Source organism: Aeribacillus sp. SP014 (assembly GCF_054055575.1).
This window is the reverse complement of record NZ_JBSRXI010000001.1, coordinates 2,025,656-2,041,897: the sequence shown is the minus strand read 5'-3', so window position 1 is coordinate 2,041,897 and position 16,242 is coordinate 2,025,656. Positions and strand designations below refer to the sequence as shown.

Genomic DNA, 16,242 nt, shown 5'->3' with positions numbered 1-16,242 from the left:
CTTAAAGCATCGACATTTGTGTTCTTTAAAATCTAAATGGACGTTTCCACCCATTTCTTCTATATAAACTCCGGGAAATTTTATTCATAATATCCTTCCGTCGATTTTCTGAATCCTTTAAATTGTTCTGCATCATGCCCGAACCATACTTGGGAATTTGTTTCTTTGGCAATCCGGCGAATTCGTTCGACCGTTTTCGCATATCCGAGAGAATCATAAATAATTCCAGGTGGCTTGATTGGCGGCCCGTAGCTTTCTGCCGTATAGATCGCATCAGATGCAAGAATGATGCCGCCAGTTTCAGGAAGGTGTACATGAAGACCAAGCATTCCCCAAGCATGACCGCTGCCAAAGTTTAAAACTTTCACCCCTTCCGCAAGTTCAACATGATCTTCATCCCGATTGATTGTCCTCCATTGAAGATTATTTTTTATCCATGCATCAATATCTGCCCAAATGTATGCCCCTTCTTTTTGGTTGCGGGCATAAGATTGTAATGTGCCGTTAAATTCGTCTTCATGTACGACAACGGTTGCGTTTGTAAACATTTCTAAGCAGCCCGCATGATCGAGATGAAGATGAGATGCCACAACAAATTTAATATCCTCTGGTCTGACCTTTAATTGCTCAAGTCGGTTATGCAAGTAACATTCTTCGCTCGCTGTCCATGGGAACGTTTTTTGCGTCGTTTCAGACCAGCGGCCTGCTGGACCCATGGAATTTGGATTACATGCCGTGTCAAAAAGAATTTTTCCTTCAGGATGGTCAATTAAAACGGTATAAATCGGGAATTCGACAAACTCAGTCTGCGCGTTCGGATTGTCAATGGTTGCTGGATTGTGCATCGCAATCATCCAGTTTTTGTCCATTTTCATTCGGCCGTTGTCCATTACATACAGTTTCGGGTGTTTTTTAATAATGTTTGCCATAAAAAACCCTCCTATAATGAAATAGAAAATGTCAATCAAGACATGAGATAATTCTTAAATGACGACATGTAAAAATGTGTTCTTGTTTTTGTTTCAACATTCAGCCATTTCTACCACAACATATTCCAAATTCCGTAAGCGCTTTCTTTATACAGTACAAGAAATACTGCTGAAAGAATAGAGGCAGTATATTCTTTTTTTCTATTCATTCATCATTCGTTCTACTTTCCCCCTCCTTATTTTTTGCTCATCAATTTAAATGCAAAATGCATGCCAAAAAAAGCTTCTTACAAACAAAGGGATTTTTAAGCTTCTTTACTAAAAACTGTTGAAAAATTTCACCATAAAAAAGGATTAATAATCGAAATTATCGAAAATATATGGTGAAATTATTCACCAACGGTTGAAAAAATTCACCAATCAGATGAAAGGTTGTGATTATAATCAAAGCAAACTCTATTAATTCCTTAACTTGGGAAAATATTTTTTCATGCATGCATAACGGAGTAGTTGTCGTCGATCGAAAAGGAAACATTGTTGTGATGAATGCTGCTGCAAAAAAGTTATTGCAAGCGGAAAATGGAAACTGGGAAGGAAAGCATATTCAAGAACTCGTCCCTCACACAAAAATTTTGGAGGTTGTGGAAAGCGGCGATCGTTCAATCGGTCAAAAAATGATACTAGCGGACAGACAATGTATGGTAAACCGGACTCCTCTGTATCAAAACGGCAAGCGCATCGGTGCGATCAGTGTTATTCAAGATATTACTGAAATCGAGCAATATCGCAGCCTACTAACACAGCTTGAGGCGATTATCGAGTTTTCAACTGACGGCCTTTATGTTGTTGACCAAGAAGGGATTACGATCTATGTTAATTCCGCATATGAAGAGATTACAGGTTTTGAACGCACAGAACTGGTCGGAAGGCATATGCGGGATCTGATGACGAATGGTTATATTGACCAGTCAGTATCTCTCTTAGTTTTGGAAAAAAAGAGACAAATTTCCATTATGCAAAAAATAGGAGGCAAAAAAGATGTCATTGTCACCGGAAATCCGGTATTTAATGATCAAGGAGACGTTGAGCTCGTAGTGACGAGCGTAAGGGATATCACACAATTAAATAAACTTAGAAAAGAGTTAGAAAAAGCAAAAAGTATTTCCGAAATAAACCAAAACCGTTTTTCGGCTCATGTGAACGGATCAGAACAAATGTTTATATGCAACAGCAAAAAAATGAAAAACATTTATGAGAAAGTAAAACAAGTGGCGCCTTTTCCAACAAGCGTCCTTTTAACTGGCCCTTCCGGAACAGGAAAAGAGGTGATCGCCAATTTTATCCATCATCACAGCCAACGGAAACAAAAGCCGTTTATTAAAGTGAATTGCGGGGCCATTCCTGAACATCTGCTTGAATCTGAACTATTCGGCTATGAAAAAGGTGCATTTACTGGTGCGAATAAAGAGGGGAAAATTGGTCTGCTTGAATTGGCGGACGGCGGAACCGTTATGCTTGACGAAGTAGGAGAAATGCCTCTCTCTTTGCAGGTAAAGTTATTACGAGTATTGCAAGAAAAGCAAATTCAGCGAATAGGAGGCAGGGAGCCAATTAAGCTTGATATTCGATTTATTTCTGCAACGAACAAAGATTTAAAGCAACTTGTTTCAGAAGGAAAATTTCGTGAGGATCTTTATTACCGTCTGCATGTTGTTGAAATAACTGTTCCGCCCTTATCTGAACGCCAAGAAGATATATCACCGCTTATTGATCATTTCTTTTCATACTTTTGCAAGCTTTACCATGTCGATAAAACATTGTCAAAAGAAACTAAGAAGGCTTTAACGAGCTACCATTGGCCTGGAAACGTCCGAGAATTGAAAAATTTAATAGAAAGCATGATCGTATCGGTTCCCTCTCAATTGATCGAACCGCACCATCTTCCTTTGCACATTCATGATCAAAAAGACGGTGAAGAAGCTTTGACGCTGAAACAGCGCGTGGAAAAATTTGAACAGCGAATTGTAAAAGATGTGATCAAAAAATATCCATCACTACGGATTGCGGCAAAAGAACTCGGCATCGACCATTCCACATTAGTCAAAAAGTTAAAGAGATGGGGTTTAGATCCAAAAAAAGCAAACATATAAACAATCTCGATTTCTGCTCATCTAAAGATTTTATTCTGTTGTGCCGGAGAAAAATAATTTGCAGTTGCCTAATCAAAAGAAGCGTCCTCATTTTTTTCAGACGCTCTATATTAAAGGAGTAGAATTTTTACATGGGGTGTCTCATAAGTCAATTTTCGACTTTGAGGTTCCCTTTTAAAAGACTTGTATCGTTTGTTGGATCATCACGCGAAATACCGCTTAAAAACGGTTTAAAGACGCCGACATCCATTCCCTTCTCTTTTAATACAGCTGCTAGTCCGCAAGCTATTATCGTTTTTCCAACACCAGTATCAGTTCCTGTTACAAAAAGACCTTTCATTTGATCATATTCAACTCTTTTCCGATTAATTTAAATGCATGCAACAAATAATCTATCTCCTTTAAGCTATGGTCCGCGGTCACCGTTAACCGAATTCTGCTTTCTCCAATAGGTACAGTCGGCGGTCGAATCGCCGGGGCATATATTCCTTTTTCTTGTAATCTTTTTGCAAATAGGACAGCCTTATGAGCATCTCCGATCAATACAGGAATAATTGGTGTATGATCTCCCTTCACGGTGTACCCCATTTCTTGTAAACTAGTTTTTATTCGTTTTGCTTTTATAAGCAATTGCTGTCGTTTTTCTTTACTATGTTCGATGATTTCCAATGCTGTATATGAAGCTGCACAAATAGATGGTGATAGTGCGGTTTGAAAGATAAAGGTTCTGGCATGATTTCGCAAAAAGTCAATGAAAACCTTCGATCCAGAAACGACCCCGCCTTCCGTTCCAACCGCTTTACTTAAAGTGCTAATCACTACATCCGGAAAGACGTGAAAAAATTCACTTGTTCCCCTGCCGTTTTCTCCTAAAACTCCTGTTGCGTGTGCGTCATCCACAATGACAAATGTATGATAACGTTGAGCAAGTGACATGATTTTATCTAAAGGCGCAATGGTACCATCCATACTAAAGACACCATCTGTGACAATAAAGCGTCGCCGTGATGAATTTGTTTCTTTTAATTTTTTTTCCAAATCTTCCATATCTACATGGTTATAAATGACGGTATCTGCTTGTGAGAGACGGCATCCATCGATAATACTCGCATGGTTTAATTGATCGCTAAAAATAACATCACCTTTTTCAGGCAATGAAGTAAGCACGCCGATATTCGCCAAATAACCGCTTGAAAACAGCAAGGCACTTTCAGTCTGTTTGAAATCTGCAAATCTTTTTTCAAGCTTTTGATGCCACTGCGTATTGCCTGTCGTTAGCCTCGAGCCGCTGCTCCCAACCCCAAACTCGTGCAATGCCTTTTCTGCTGCAAGAATCAAGCGTGAATCATTGGCCAAGCCCAGATAGTTGTTTGAGGAAAATACTATGTACTTTTGGCCATCTACGTACATTTCGGGACTAGGTGCAGTATTCATTGTTCTAAGCGTCCGATACAAGCCGGATTCCTTTGTCTTCGCTAAACGGTCGTTTAACCACCCATTAAAGTTCAACGCTTGTCACCTCATTATGTCTTTAAAAAGCAAAACCTCTTTTTCTGTTACCCGTGACAATTGCATCTTTCATATCTTTAAGTTCTTCTTTTGTACTGGCAAGCGGAGGATAAATACAATGACGTCACCCAATGGTCTCGTCAGCATGCCAAGCTCCCTCATTTTTAACGTAACGTGGTAGCCTATTCTTTTTTCTGAAGGGAAAGGCTCCTTTGTTTCCTTCGAATAAACAAGTTCAATTCCAAGCTGTCTGATATCTCCCACATGAGAAAGTGATTTGAACTCACGAAGGAGCTGTTGAAGATACGCTGCTTTTTCACTAACTTGCTCTACCACTTTTTCCGATTCAAACAAACGTAAATTTTCAATGGCAACAGCGCATCCTAACTGGTTGCCTGTATAGGAATGGCTGTGGAACAACGTTTTGAACTTGTTATAATCATCATAAAAAGCCCTATAGATCTCCTCTGTCGTCAATGTGGCAGCGATTGGTAAATAACCGCCTGTAATTCTTTTCCCAACTGCCATTAAGTCAGGCTGGACATGTTCATATTCGCAGGCAAACATTTTCCCAGTACGGCCAAAACCCGTTGCCACTTCATCAACAATCATTAAGACATCATATTTTGTACATAATTCTCTGACACCTGCTAAAAATCCATCAGGCATCACAATCATCCCACCCGCTCCTTGGACCATTGATTCAATTGTTAGTGCGGCAATTTCCTGATGCTTTTCCTTAAGCAGTTGTTCAAGTATGTTTAAGCATTCATCACGACAATGTTTCGGATCGCCGCTTTTTGACCGATAAACGTAAGGAATAGGTGCCTTAAAATTTTCAAACATTAATGACCCATATACTTGATGATAAAGCTGGATGGAACCGACACTTATGGCGCCGACCGTATCCTCATGATAGCCGTTTTGCATTGTAATAAACTTTTGTTTCTCTGTCTTATTGATATTTTTCCAATATTGAAACGCCATCTTAAGTGCAATTTCCATCGCTTCAGCTCCGCTATCTGAATAAAAAACACGCGTCAGCTTTTCAGGACTTATTTGAATGAGCTTCTCCGCAAGCTCTGTTGCTGGAACATTTGTCATGCCTAACAATGTGGAGTGGCCATTTTTTCGAGCTTTTTTTTAATTGCTTCGTCCAGTTCTTTTTTACGATTGACCATGTACGTTAGTCAAACGGAAGAAAAGCCGTCATATATTCTTTTCCTTCAATATCTTTAACTTTCATTCCTTGGCCGCTTTCAATTATTAAAGGATGATCATCATCTGTGTAAAAGGCAGTCATAGATATTTTTTACTTTTTTCGATTAATTGTTGTTTCATTTCTCTACCTCCCAATGAATAAAGACTGGCTGTTTTTCTAAATAGTTGTATTTGATAATTTAAAATTGAGCCACTTTTGAAGGGTTCGATCACATAAAAAATGAGCCACCTGATTTCCAATTTTCATTACCTCCCTTATGATTGAAAGTGCCTAAACTTTTCATCAGAGGGAGAGAAAAAGGATGATCAAGATGGCTCAATTTCATCATATCAAATTCTTGCATGAGGTAGAAGGGCTATCCCAACGACAAATTGCTCAAAAATTAGGGATTTCAAGAAATACCGTAAGCAAATATCTAAAACAGAATGAGGCTCCAACCACCATTCATCGGCAGAAAAACTATCATGGAAAGGAGTATTCCGATGAAACGAAGCGAGTCTTGCCCATTATTGATCAATGGCTCGAAGACGATCTAAAACGTTGGGGAAAACAACGTCATACCGCTGCCAGAATTTATCGAAGATTGGTCGATGAGTACGATTTCAAAGGATCTGAGTCCAACATCCGTAAGGTTGTAGCCAAACGTAAGAAGAAGCTACAGGAAGTCTTTATTCCCCTTGACTTTCAACTCGGCCACCAATTCCAATTCGACTGGGGAGAGGCGGATATTATTCTACAGGGTCGAACACAACGAATTTACCTCTTTTGTATGCAACTTTCGGCAAGTCGAATGCGATTTGTACGAGCATACCTGCATGAGAAACAGGAGGCTTTCTTAGATGGCTTTGTCCATGCGTTTGAATTCTTTGGAGGAGTACCTACCGAAGGGGTATTTGATAATTTAAAAACAGCCGTAGTAAAAATACTCCAAGGGAGAGATCGTCTCGAACAGGATGCTTTTCTAGCCTTACAATCCCACTATTTGTTTAAGGCAGAGTTTTGTAATATTCGTTCCGGGAATGAAAAAGGACGAGTGGAAGGGACGGTCGGATACGTAAGAAGAAACGTCTTCGTTCCGCTTCCGGACGTACAATCGCTGGAGGAATTAAACGCTTATCTATTGGACTGGTGTTTGAGAGAGGCGGAAGAAAAAACCGTTCCGTTCACTAAAGAAACGGTTGCGCAAATGTGGGCGAAAGAAAAGGAGTATCTACACCCACTCCCTGAAAAGAAGTTTGAAGCTTGCCGATTAGTCTCTTGTCAGGTGAATAAGACCTCTTTAATTACAGTGGAGACCAATCAGTATTCTGTCCCTTGTAGTTATGTAGGTCAAGCTGTATGGGCAAAAATATTTGTCGATCATGTGATCGTTGTGGCTCAAAATCAAGTGATCGCTGAACATCCTCGTTCTTACGAACGGAACCAGATGATCACCAATCTAGATCATTATCTGGAGGCATTATTAAAAAAACCGCGAGCGATTCGGGATGCCCATGCATTTCAATCATCTGACCTTCCGGATGTATTTAGGCGTTTTCACCGAAAAATGAGGGAACAAGAAGGAGCCGCGGGCGACCGTAAATTTATCCGACTCCTTCTCCTTCATCGAGAGATCGGGATGGAAAAATTGACACAAGCATTACGAGAAGCTGAACAAGCGCAGGTCTATCGGTATGAAGTCGTCCATGAAATCATTCAAAGACTGACGAATAACTACTTGCAGGTCCAAGATCTATCTAAGGAGAAAACGCCTGTAAATCTACTAGACTATAAAATTCAAAAGGCAAACGTAGCTCAATACGGACAATTAACGGGAGGTCAGATGAAATGACAACAGAAATCCTTTTAGACCATATCACGAAGCAATTGAGAATGCCTACAATTGCGAAACAATATCGCTCTCTCGCAAGAGAGGCAGAAGAAAGAAATCTACGGTATGAAGAATACTTATTGGCACTATTAGAAGCAGAAGTGCAGGCAAGAGAGGAAAATCAAAGACAGCGAAGGCTCAAACAAGCTGCCTTTCCCATCCACAAAACTTTAGACACCTATGATTTTACTTTCATGCCGAGCTTAAATCGAAATCGATTTCTCACACTCGCAAAAGGTGAGTTTGTAGAGAGAAAAGAGAATATTATTTTTCTAGGGAATAGTGGCACAGGGAAAACCCATTTGGCCATTGGGCTTGGAATCGCCATGATCCAAAATGGCTACAAAACCAAATTCATTACTGCTTCCGAGTTAGTGGAAGAGTTGCTTATTGCTAAAGAAGAGCACAAACTTGGTGCGTTTGAGAAGAAGTGGCTCAAATATGATGTGATCATCGTAGATGAACTGGGATATATCCCCTTTTCCAAAACAGGAGCAGAGCTATTATTTCAGTTCTTTTCCAATCGCTATGAACGTGCAAGTGTCATCATTACAACAAATCTTGAATTTGTAGAATGGACGAACATTTTTGGGGATGAAAAGATGACAGCAGCGTTGCTTGATCGGCTCACTCACCGTTCGCACATTCTTCTTCTAAACGGAGAATCTTATCGATTCCGTCAAAGTATGAAACAGAGGGAAAATGGGGAGTGGTAGCCAGGTGCGCGAAGCGTTTGGATGAGTTGCCCCTAGGGGCAACTCATCCAAACACCCACCTTCTCCCATTTATGGGAACTCTGATTCTAAAAGTGGCTCACTTTTGAAGTGATCGCTCTGGCTCAATTTATTATTGACAAAAACAATAGTGAATATAGGCATTCAGATCTTTCCTGCAATCAACAAAAAAGATGCGGCAGCCACGTTCATCTCCATATTCTTTTAGGTTTGTAATCCGTTGATACCCCAGCTTTTTACTTGCAACATAGCCAGTAGTATATTCAGGATCGTCTGACCAACATAGTTCAGCGATGGTAGCCGGATGCGCGCACACCTTTGTGGCAATCACAAGTGCTTCCCTGATTCTTGTACTCTTGGGCACATGAAAATAGTCTGCCCAATGTTCAAAATTCGTCTTCATCCAATCGATTCTTGAAACACGCACTCCCTTTTCCTGCCTATCATCAATACGTTTTCCTGAATGAACATCAATTAATATAGCGCCTCTCATTCCTGAATATTTCGTCCATTCTGTAAATGCTTTTTCAATAACCTGTCTTTCGATACCGACTTTCTCCAAAAGCAGCCTGGACAACTTTCGCCCTTTCTCTACTGTATCTGCCTCATTTGTGTCAATATGTAATGGTTGAATTCGTTTAATCGGTTCGTGAATAGATTCAAATTGAATTTGCATAAAATCCGGAGTACCTCTTGAGTGATGAAGTCCCTTTTCTAATAAAGCATTTACTGAATTTTTTAAATCACTATAGGTTGAAAGCAGTTCTCCACCAGATATATGTTTTCCGCCATGTTCATGAGGTCCATTCTTGGCAGCTCTCATTCTGACACTATAATACCTTTCCTCTTCCATTCGTTGGCCTCCAGCCTCCGTCATTTATTTTATGTCAAAGAAATTCCTTCAAAATTCATTAAACTAATTAAAAAGCTATTTCTAATTTTTCAACCTACAATCTTTTGTTTTATGTTAACTTTTAAAATAAAATGGTTAACAATTAAATGATAAAATTGTTATCTATTAATGTCAATTGGTTAACTAAAATACGCACTCAAAATGGCAGCCAGTCTCGGGTGAAAGGAGCTTTTATTGAAGATAAGCGGTTAAGCTGAGTAGGAATGCTTTGCAAAATGTTTTTATCTTAAAAAATGCCGTCTAAAAGGATATGATTATTCCTCGCTTTTCCCATTCATTATCAGTTCAATGCCGATTTGAAAAAAATAATGTGGTCTTCGTTGAAATGGCTGGAGCATGTTATAATGCGAAAGAATAAAAATGAAGAAATTTGAGCCCATCTTATAGCTAAGATGATTTTACAAGCGTTGAAGGAATTAGCGGAGCAACTAAAAAATCATACGGGAAACAAGGCAGCGCTTTGAACAAATCGATTAACGTTTTAAATCAAACAAGTTGATCAACAGTTTGAACTAACAAAGCAGCAATTGACCGAAATAAATGAGCGGTTGGACCAAGTCGAAAAAAAGATTACCCAGATGGACAAACAACTCAATGATATAGCATCCGGTCTTTCTCTAAAAAATGACAAACCAACTGTTGCACAAACAACGGGTATTGTTGGCATTCAATTGAACAATTCAAGGATTCGTTCGTTATTCTATCAATCTAAATTATATGAACAGGAAAAAGCGGACTTTTAAAAAATCGATTCCAATTCAACTCGTAGTTAAAAAGAATCTAGTTCAGCAAATTGTTCTTCTGAAATGACCTGAAACCCGTTTCTCTTTAGTAAAGCAGCTGTTACCCCACTTCCAACCATTTTCTTTCCAGTAAATTCGCCGTTATAAATCATTGAACTGCCGCAGGACGGACTATTCTCTTTGAGAACTACTAATGTTGCTTTTATTTCTTTTGCTTTTTTTAAAGCCGCATAAGCGCCCTTTATGTAAAGCTCTGTCACATCGTTGCCTGACCGATCCACTACTTTCGCCTTTCCATCCAGTACATCCTCCCCGTTTCCACCGATGATCTCTGCAGGTTCTCTAGGAGTCGAAAATCCGCCTAATATTTCAGGACAAACCATTTCGGCTTTCTTCTCCTGAACTAATTTCCATATTTTATTATGTAAACAATGCGTCCCATTATACCTCACTTCTAACCCCGCTAAACAGGAGCTTACTAATATCATCAAATCACCTCTTTTGCAATTAATTTTCTTATGTTATACCTATTACAATTATAAATTGCTATATCGGAACAAATTTTTTGGCTAACGGCTTCACTAATGAAAATGACCCAATTATGATATCTTCTTCAGTTCTATTATATACCAAATGACGTTGTTTCGATATGTAACTTCAATATACGTATCTAATTTTGGAATTGCTATTACTAATTACTAACATACTAACTATAGAAAACTTTCGTAAATTTTTACCGCTTTTCTCTTTTTTCCGATAGTTTGCACATAGTTTCAAATGTCGAGACATACAGCCCAGTTAAAATTTATGTGTAAATTTTTACACCCTGCTAAACGAACCTAGATCTCAGGCAAATAAAACTGCTTCCTTTTTGCACAAAGCTAAGGCTTTATTAGTCATTCTGACCTCTTTTAATAATCTCCCGTTTCTTCCTCCGCAATGTTTAGATTAATAATTTTCTGATCAAAAATTTGAAATAGAGTTCAATATTAAGGGCTCTCTTGTTTAACAATCTAGAACATAATTCGTAATGAGTCAGGTATCGATTTAATTATTTTGAACAAAACTTGTCAGTTTGACGCATTCTTGAATTTTTCAAAGCGCTGATCGAAATTTCCTAAAATATCCGAAACATAAACAACATAATCAAACGGTGCCTTCTTCTGCTGTTAGCATTGACGTTTGAAGCAGCTTCTTTGTTTTGGAATAATCCGGAAAAAAATGTTGTTAAATGAAAAATCAAATAATTTTACACCATGCTAAAATAATCGGAATTTTCAAACCCTTAATCTTAAAACTATAATGAAAGCGCAATCAAATTTAACAAATAAGGGAGGAAATATAATGCAAAAAATCGGAAAACAACGAAACGGAAAAGTAAAGCTTCCGAAAGGAAAAAGAGTAGCAGTAAACATTGGGTGTGACTTTGATGCACAATCCATCTGGATCGGTTCTTTTAACCTCACTTCTCCTGCCTACATGTCACGTGGTGAGTTCGGCGCTGAAGTTGGTGCCCCAAGATTGTTAAAACTGTTTGACAAATACGGCATCAAAACAACTTGGTTTATTCCAGGTCATACTGTGGATACATTCACTGACATTTGCAAAGAGGTAGCGGCTCGTGGCCATGAAATTGGCCATCACGGGTATGTTCATGAAAATCCTACCACAATGAGCTATGAAGAAGAAGACAAAATCATGCAAATGGGGTTGGAATCCCTCGCCAAAATCGGCGTGAAACCGCGTGGCTACAGATCTCCTTATTGGGATTTTAGTCCAAATACATTGAGTATTTTAGAAAAATATGGGTTTAAATACGATAGCAGTTTGATGGGAAATGATCTTCATCCTTACTGGCCGAGACCGGTAGAAGTAAACGCTGATAAAGCGAACGTTTTCTTGAAAGAAAGCACCATATTGGAAATCCCTGTTTCTTGGTACCTCGATGATTTTCCACAAGTAGAATATATAACAGGTATACAAGAAGGGCAAAGACCTGCCCAAGATATTTTTGAGCGTTGGGCATCCATTTTCGATTATGCATGTGATCAAGAAGAAGGGGCTTGTTTCGTGTTGACGACACACCCGCAAACAATCGGACGAGCACATATGATCCAAATGTTAGAAAAATTGATTCAATATATGGAATCCCGCGGTGCATGGTTTGCGACTCTCGGTGAAATCTATGACAACTTCTACGAAGAATAATATACTTCGCTCATAAAAGATACATTCCGTACACACTTACATCCTCCGTAAAATAAATCAATTTAGCTTACGGAGGATCATTTACAAAATTAATTCTTGGAGGAAAAAAATGAGAAAAGTAACCATATCCGCTTGCCAGTTTCGTGTAGAACGAACAAAAAGTTTTGATGATTTTAAAAATCAAGTTGTTGAATTGATCGAGCAAGTTCCACAGCAATCCGACTATGTGATCTTTCCCGAACTATTTACCGTCGGTTTGCTGACCAGCTTTCCAGACAGCGAAAAATTAACAGCAAGAGATCTTATTTTGATTGACAAATACACTGATGATTATAAACAACTCTTTATCGAGTTGGCGGTAGAAAAAAAGCAGGTAATCATTGGTGGATCACACTTGGAGCGAAGAGACGACAAATATTACAACATTGCCTATATTTTTAAGCCAGACGGTACCTATATTGAACACAAAAAAACTCATATTTTTCCTTCGGAAAGCGACTGGAAAACCTCAGAAGGCGATGAATTAGCAGTTTTCGAGATTGGCCCTGCCAAAATTGCACTTGCTGTTTGTTATGAGGCTGAAATTCCGGAAATTTCAAGAATCTACAGCATTAATGGTGCAGAAATTATCTTCTGTCCTTCCTATACATTTACGGAGCATGGTTTTTGGCGTGTTCGTCATTGTGCACAAGCTCGATGCATCGAGAATCAAGTGTATTTCGTGCACTGTCCAACTGTTGGTGAGCCGGGTACACCTTTACCGAATGGATTTGGAAGAGCGTCGATCTTGAGCCCTTGCGATTCGGCTTGGTCTCCAAACGGTATCGTTTCTGAAGGAGAAACCAACAAAAATATGGTCGTGACAGGAACTGTAGATATAGATGAATTGTATGTAAATAGAAAAACCGGTGCTGCTACTACGTTCGTTGACCGTACCCGAAGAGAAAATATTTACACTAAATATGAACCTTACAGATCATATAACCGAAAAAAATAACGAAAAAATGCGTACCTTTCGGGGTATGCATTTTTTCGTTATAGAACGAATGCAGTATATTAATATTTTTTAAAATTCTCAATGTCCTTTCGAACGGTTAAATACGTTGTTACTTGATAGATGTATTGAAACAACCGAGTGTAAAAAATTGTTGCTTGCACTTGATACACAATCTTTGTTACGATATATTTCCTTTAATTTTGTATCAGGACGAAGTTACCCCATTCAAGATATATAATCTTCCAGTTCACTTGAAGAAGGAATTTCTCGAATAATCCATAGAGGAATAAGTGCTAACGGTAATAAAATGATACCAGAAAACGAAATGGCTGTGTAATAGTCGTTTGCTTCAATAATATGAGGTGCCAAATAACTGATGACAGCCCAGCCAAGCCAGCAAGAAGCGGAACCGATCGATGAACCAGTGCCCCTGGCTCTTGTAGGGAAAGCTTCTGTAAAAATTCTTGGAATGGTTCCCCATATGCCCGCGCCAAAAAAGTTCCATAACAAATAGGCAGGCAAAAAAGCATTGAATGTTTGAGCAAAAAATGTCATCCAAATGGTCAGTGGTATGGAAATGACAATAAATAACAGATTGGCATACCTGATGCCAATAATCCCGCTGAGCCATCCACAACAAACAAAACCTAACATGCTAACTAAGCTTCCCGCCCCTACAGTCCATATTGCTTCATTCCAATTTAATTCAAACGCATAATTCATCCAATAGGGAGCAAACCAGATTAACAAACCATATGCAATCACAACAAGATTCATATATAACCAGATTAATAGGGTATTTTTAAGTAGCTCCCCTTTCATTAGCTGCAAATACGTAAATTTTAGAACCTCTTCTTTATTTATTTTAAATCTGTTTTGGCTCACAATTTCCTTTGTTTCGGCAGTATATGATTTAATACTTTGTCTAAATTTAACCAATTCCTTGAATCTAACAGGTTCTTTGATATACAAACGGACGACTATAACTAGAAATGCAGGAATAGATGCGAGATAAAAAGCACTTCTCCACCCCCATTCTGGTACAACGTATATTGACAAAAGGGTAGAAATTGCTGTCCCGGCAGGCCAACCCGCTGCCATAATCCCGACGATCCACCCCCGATGCTTGGCAGAAACTGATTCAATTAAAATAGTGGCGCCCACCGCATATTCTGCAAAAGCACTTCCGGTTGCAAGAATTCTGAAAATAGTCAGTGATTCAAAATTCCAAGATAAACCAGTCAAAAAGGTGCCAATCGACACCAAAAATAAAATCCATTGAAAAACTACTTTTCTTCCGAAGTAATCCATCAAAGGACCTACCACAATATTGAACACAATAGCGACAATGAATCCTGCCGCAACAATAATGCCAAATTCAGTTAAAGAAAAGTCAAACTCCTCCATTAAATGTGGAGCCACGAAGAAAAATATGGAGGTATCCATCGCGGAAATTGTCCATCCGATAAATGCTATTAATGTTACAAACATGCTATAACCTTGAATATCATTCTTCACTTATAATACCTCCGTACTATTTTCGTCTTATGTGTTCAATTCGTGTTCAATTCTCTGAATTGAATCGGTGTTAAAGACACCTCTTTTTTAAATACTTTGATAAAGTATTTTACATCGTTAAAGCCGACTGCCTTACTGATCTCATATAAGTTCAGTTTAGTTTGAATTAAAAGCTTCTTTGCCTCCTCAATTCTTTTTTTGGCAATGTAGGAGGTGAAATTGATTCCGGTCTCTTTTTTAAACAACCAACTGAGATACGATGGCGAAAGTTCCAAATACTCTGCTACCATATCTAGGGACAGTGAAGAATTGTGATAGTTTTGCTCAATAAATATTTTTACTTGAAGGGAATAATCTTTGGAATATTTGTCCCACTTGTATAGAATATAGTCGATCAATGGATCAAAAAATATTGCTTTCCACCTATACAAGTCATCCCATTGAGAAATCGACTTGAATTCCTGTAACCATGCTTTATTCTGATCGAGCCTATTATCAATGTTGAAATATTTGGATATCTCTATATAAAGCTGAAACAGGATAAACCAATGTGCTTCCAAAGTTTGATTGTTGTCCAAAATTTCGTTCAAATGCTGAGTAAACACTCTTTTCTCTCCCTGTTTCAATGCCAAGAGCAATTTACTTTCATCCTCAATGTTTAAAAAAACATGATTTGACACATTCTTTTCGTCTTCTCGATAATATTTTAGATTCTGAATAGCTTCTTTATATGCATGTTCAACGGAAAGATCCTCGCCTTCATGTATTTGACTCACGCCACAAGGATAACGCTTCTGCAATTGTTTTATGTTTGTTTTTATAATGTTTATTAACGCCTCTGAGGAATCTTCATAGACTACGTAGATATGTTGGGAACCCATACGTAAAAGAAAATTCCTGCCAATGTTTTTCAGTTCCTCATGCGAAATAGGGACTAAGGAGAAAATAAACAAATAATATTTGCAAGGAAACACTACATCAGCATCCATATGTTTTTCTCTATTAGAGATTCGCTCATAAATATAATTTTTCAACTGGATTATACTAATGTTTTCTCGCTCCTGCCTTTCTCTTTCAATCTGATTCTTGATGTTTTCAATGGTTGTTTTCAGCTCTTCCGGATCGATCGGCTTTAATATATAATTGGAAACGCCGTATTTGATCGCTCTTTTGGCATAATCGAAATCGTTATAACCGGAAATAATAATAATTTTGGGATACGATGTCATTTCCTTGTTCAATTGTTCCAGCATGGACAAACCATCCATGACAGGCATTCTGATGTCCGTGATAATGATATCAGGTTTATATAGTTTGATGAGATCCAAAGCGATTTTCCCATTTCTTGCGTTTCCAACTATTTGAATATTGTATTGCTGCCATGGCAGCATCTTCTCTATTCCTTTGCTAATCCAAGGCTCATCTTCCACAGTCAACATGCGCAGCATA

Annotated in this window: 12 protein-coding genes and 2 pseudogenes; 6 read left to right on the top strand and 8 right to left on the bottom strand. The window is 38.4% G+C overall.

Annotated features, from left to right (window positions below; genetic code table 11):
• Window positions 1-80: 80 nt before the first annotated feature.
• Window positions 81-929, bottom strand: coding sequence for an AhlS family quorum-quenching N-acyl homoserine lactonase (gene ahlS, locus ACVIJU_RS09965; RefSeq protein ID WP_063389500.1), 849 nt, complete (start codon window positions 927-929; stop codon window positions 81-83).
• Window positions 930-1,372: 443 nt separating this feature from the next.
• Between ahlS and ACVIJU_RS09960 the strand changes: the two genes are divergently transcribed.
• Window positions 1,373-3,079, top strand: coding sequence for a sigma 54-interacting transcriptional regulator (locus ACVIJU_RS09960; protein ID WP_456687936.1), 1,707 nt, complete (start codon window positions 1,373-1,375; stop codon window positions 3,077-3,079).
• Window positions 3,080-3,251: 172 nt separating this feature from the next.
• Here the strand turns inward: ACVIJU_RS09960 and bioD are convergent.
• The 3 genes and pseudogenes from bioD to bioA all read right to left on the bottom strand — a co-directional run.
• Window positions 3,252-3,419, bottom strand: a pseudogene (gene bioD / locus ACVIJU_RS09955) (ATP-dependent dethiobiotin synthetase BioD); the annotation flags it as partial.
• A complete protein-coding gene (gene bioF / locus ACVIJU_RS09950; protein ID WP_339192805.1) occupies window positions 3,416-4,588 on the bottom strand; it encodes an 8-amino-7-oxononanoate synthase in 1,173 nt (390 codons plus the stop codon). The pseudogene bioD and the gene bioF, both read right to left, overlap by 4 nt.
• 22 nt (window positions 4,589-4,610) lie before the next feature.
• A pseudogene (gene bioA / locus ACVIJU_RS09945) lies at window positions 4,611-5,872 on the bottom strand (adenosylmethionine--8-amino-7-oxononanoate transaminase).
• 239 nt (window positions 5,873-6,111) lie between these two features.
• Here bioA and istA point away from each other — a divergent pair.
• Both istA and istB read left to right on the top strand, forming a co-directional pair.
• A complete protein-coding gene (gene istA / locus ACVIJU_RS09940) occupies window positions 6,112-7,641 on the top strand; it encodes an IS21 family transposase (RefSeq protein WP_066251714.1) in 1,530 nt (509 codons plus the stop codon).
• Window positions 7,638-8,396, top strand: a complete 759-nt coding sequence (istB, locus tag ACVIJU_RS09935) for an IS21-like element helper ATPase IstB (RefSeq protein ID WP_066251710.1) — start codon at window positions 7,638-7,640, stop codon at window positions 8,394-8,396. Before istA ends, istB begins: the two co-directional genes overlap by 4 nt.
• Before the next feature lie 130 nt (window positions 8,397-8,526).
• Here istB and bioW read toward each other — a convergent pair whose 3' ends face one another.
• Entirely contained in the window at window positions 8,527-9,267 is a 741-nt protein-coding gene (bioW, locus tag ACVIJU_RS09930) for a 6-carboxyhexanoate--CoA ligase (protein ID WP_456687531.1), read from the bottom strand.
• Window positions 9,268-9,905: 638 nt separating this feature from the next.
• Between bioW and ACVIJU_RS09925 the strand changes: the two genes are divergently transcribed.
• Window positions 9,906-10,070, top strand: a complete 165-nt coding sequence (locus tag ACVIJU_RS09925; RefSeq protein ID WP_158640189.1) for a hypothetical protein — start codon at window positions 9,906-9,908, stop codon at window positions 10,068-10,070.
• A 26-nt stretch (window positions 10,071-10,096) separates the two neighbouring features.
• On the opposite strand, the gene ACVIJU_RS09920 is transcribed toward ACVIJU_RS09925, so the two are convergent.
• Entirely contained in the window at window positions 10,097-10,558 is a 462-nt protein-coding gene (locus ACVIJU_RS09920; RefSeq protein WP_094245804.1) for a DUF523 domain-containing protein, read from the bottom strand.
• A gap of 856 nt (window positions 10,559-11,414) precedes the next feature.
• Here ACVIJU_RS09920 and ACVIJU_RS09915 point away from each other — a divergent pair.
• Both ACVIJU_RS09915 and ACVIJU_RS09910 read left to right on the top strand, forming a co-directional pair.
• On the top strand, window positions 11,415-12,278 hold the full coding sequence (locus ACVIJU_RS09915; protein ID WP_130156613.1) for a polysaccharide deacetylase family protein: 864 nt from the start codon (window positions 11,415-11,417) through the stop codon (window positions 12,276-12,278).
• 109 nt (window positions 12,279-12,387) lie between these two features.
• A complete protein-coding gene (locus tag ACVIJU_RS09910) occupies window positions 12,388-13,275 on the top strand; it encodes a carbon-nitrogen hydrolase family protein (RefSeq protein WP_130156611.1) in 888 nt (295 codons plus the stop codon).
• A 225-nt stretch (window positions 13,276-13,500) separates the two neighbouring features.
• On the opposite strand, the gene ACVIJU_RS09905 is transcribed toward ACVIJU_RS09910, so the two are convergent.
• Together ACVIJU_RS09905 and ACVIJU_RS09900 are read right to left on the bottom strand one after the other, a co-directional pair.
• Window positions 13,501-14,793 (bottom strand): MFS transporter, encoded by a 1,293-nt coding sequence (locus ACVIJU_RS09905; protein WP_456687530.1) that lies wholly within the window; start codon window positions 14,791-14,793, stop codon window positions 13,501-13,503.
• Between the two features lie 35 nt (window positions 14,794-14,828).
• Window positions 14,829-16,241: a response regulator transcription factor gene (locus tag ACVIJU_RS09900; RefSeq protein ID WP_456687529.1), complete on the bottom strand. Its 1,413-nt coding sequence runs from the start codon at window positions 16,239-16,241 to the stop codon at window positions 14,829-14,831.
• Between the last annotated feature and the right edge of the window lies 1 nt (window position 16,242).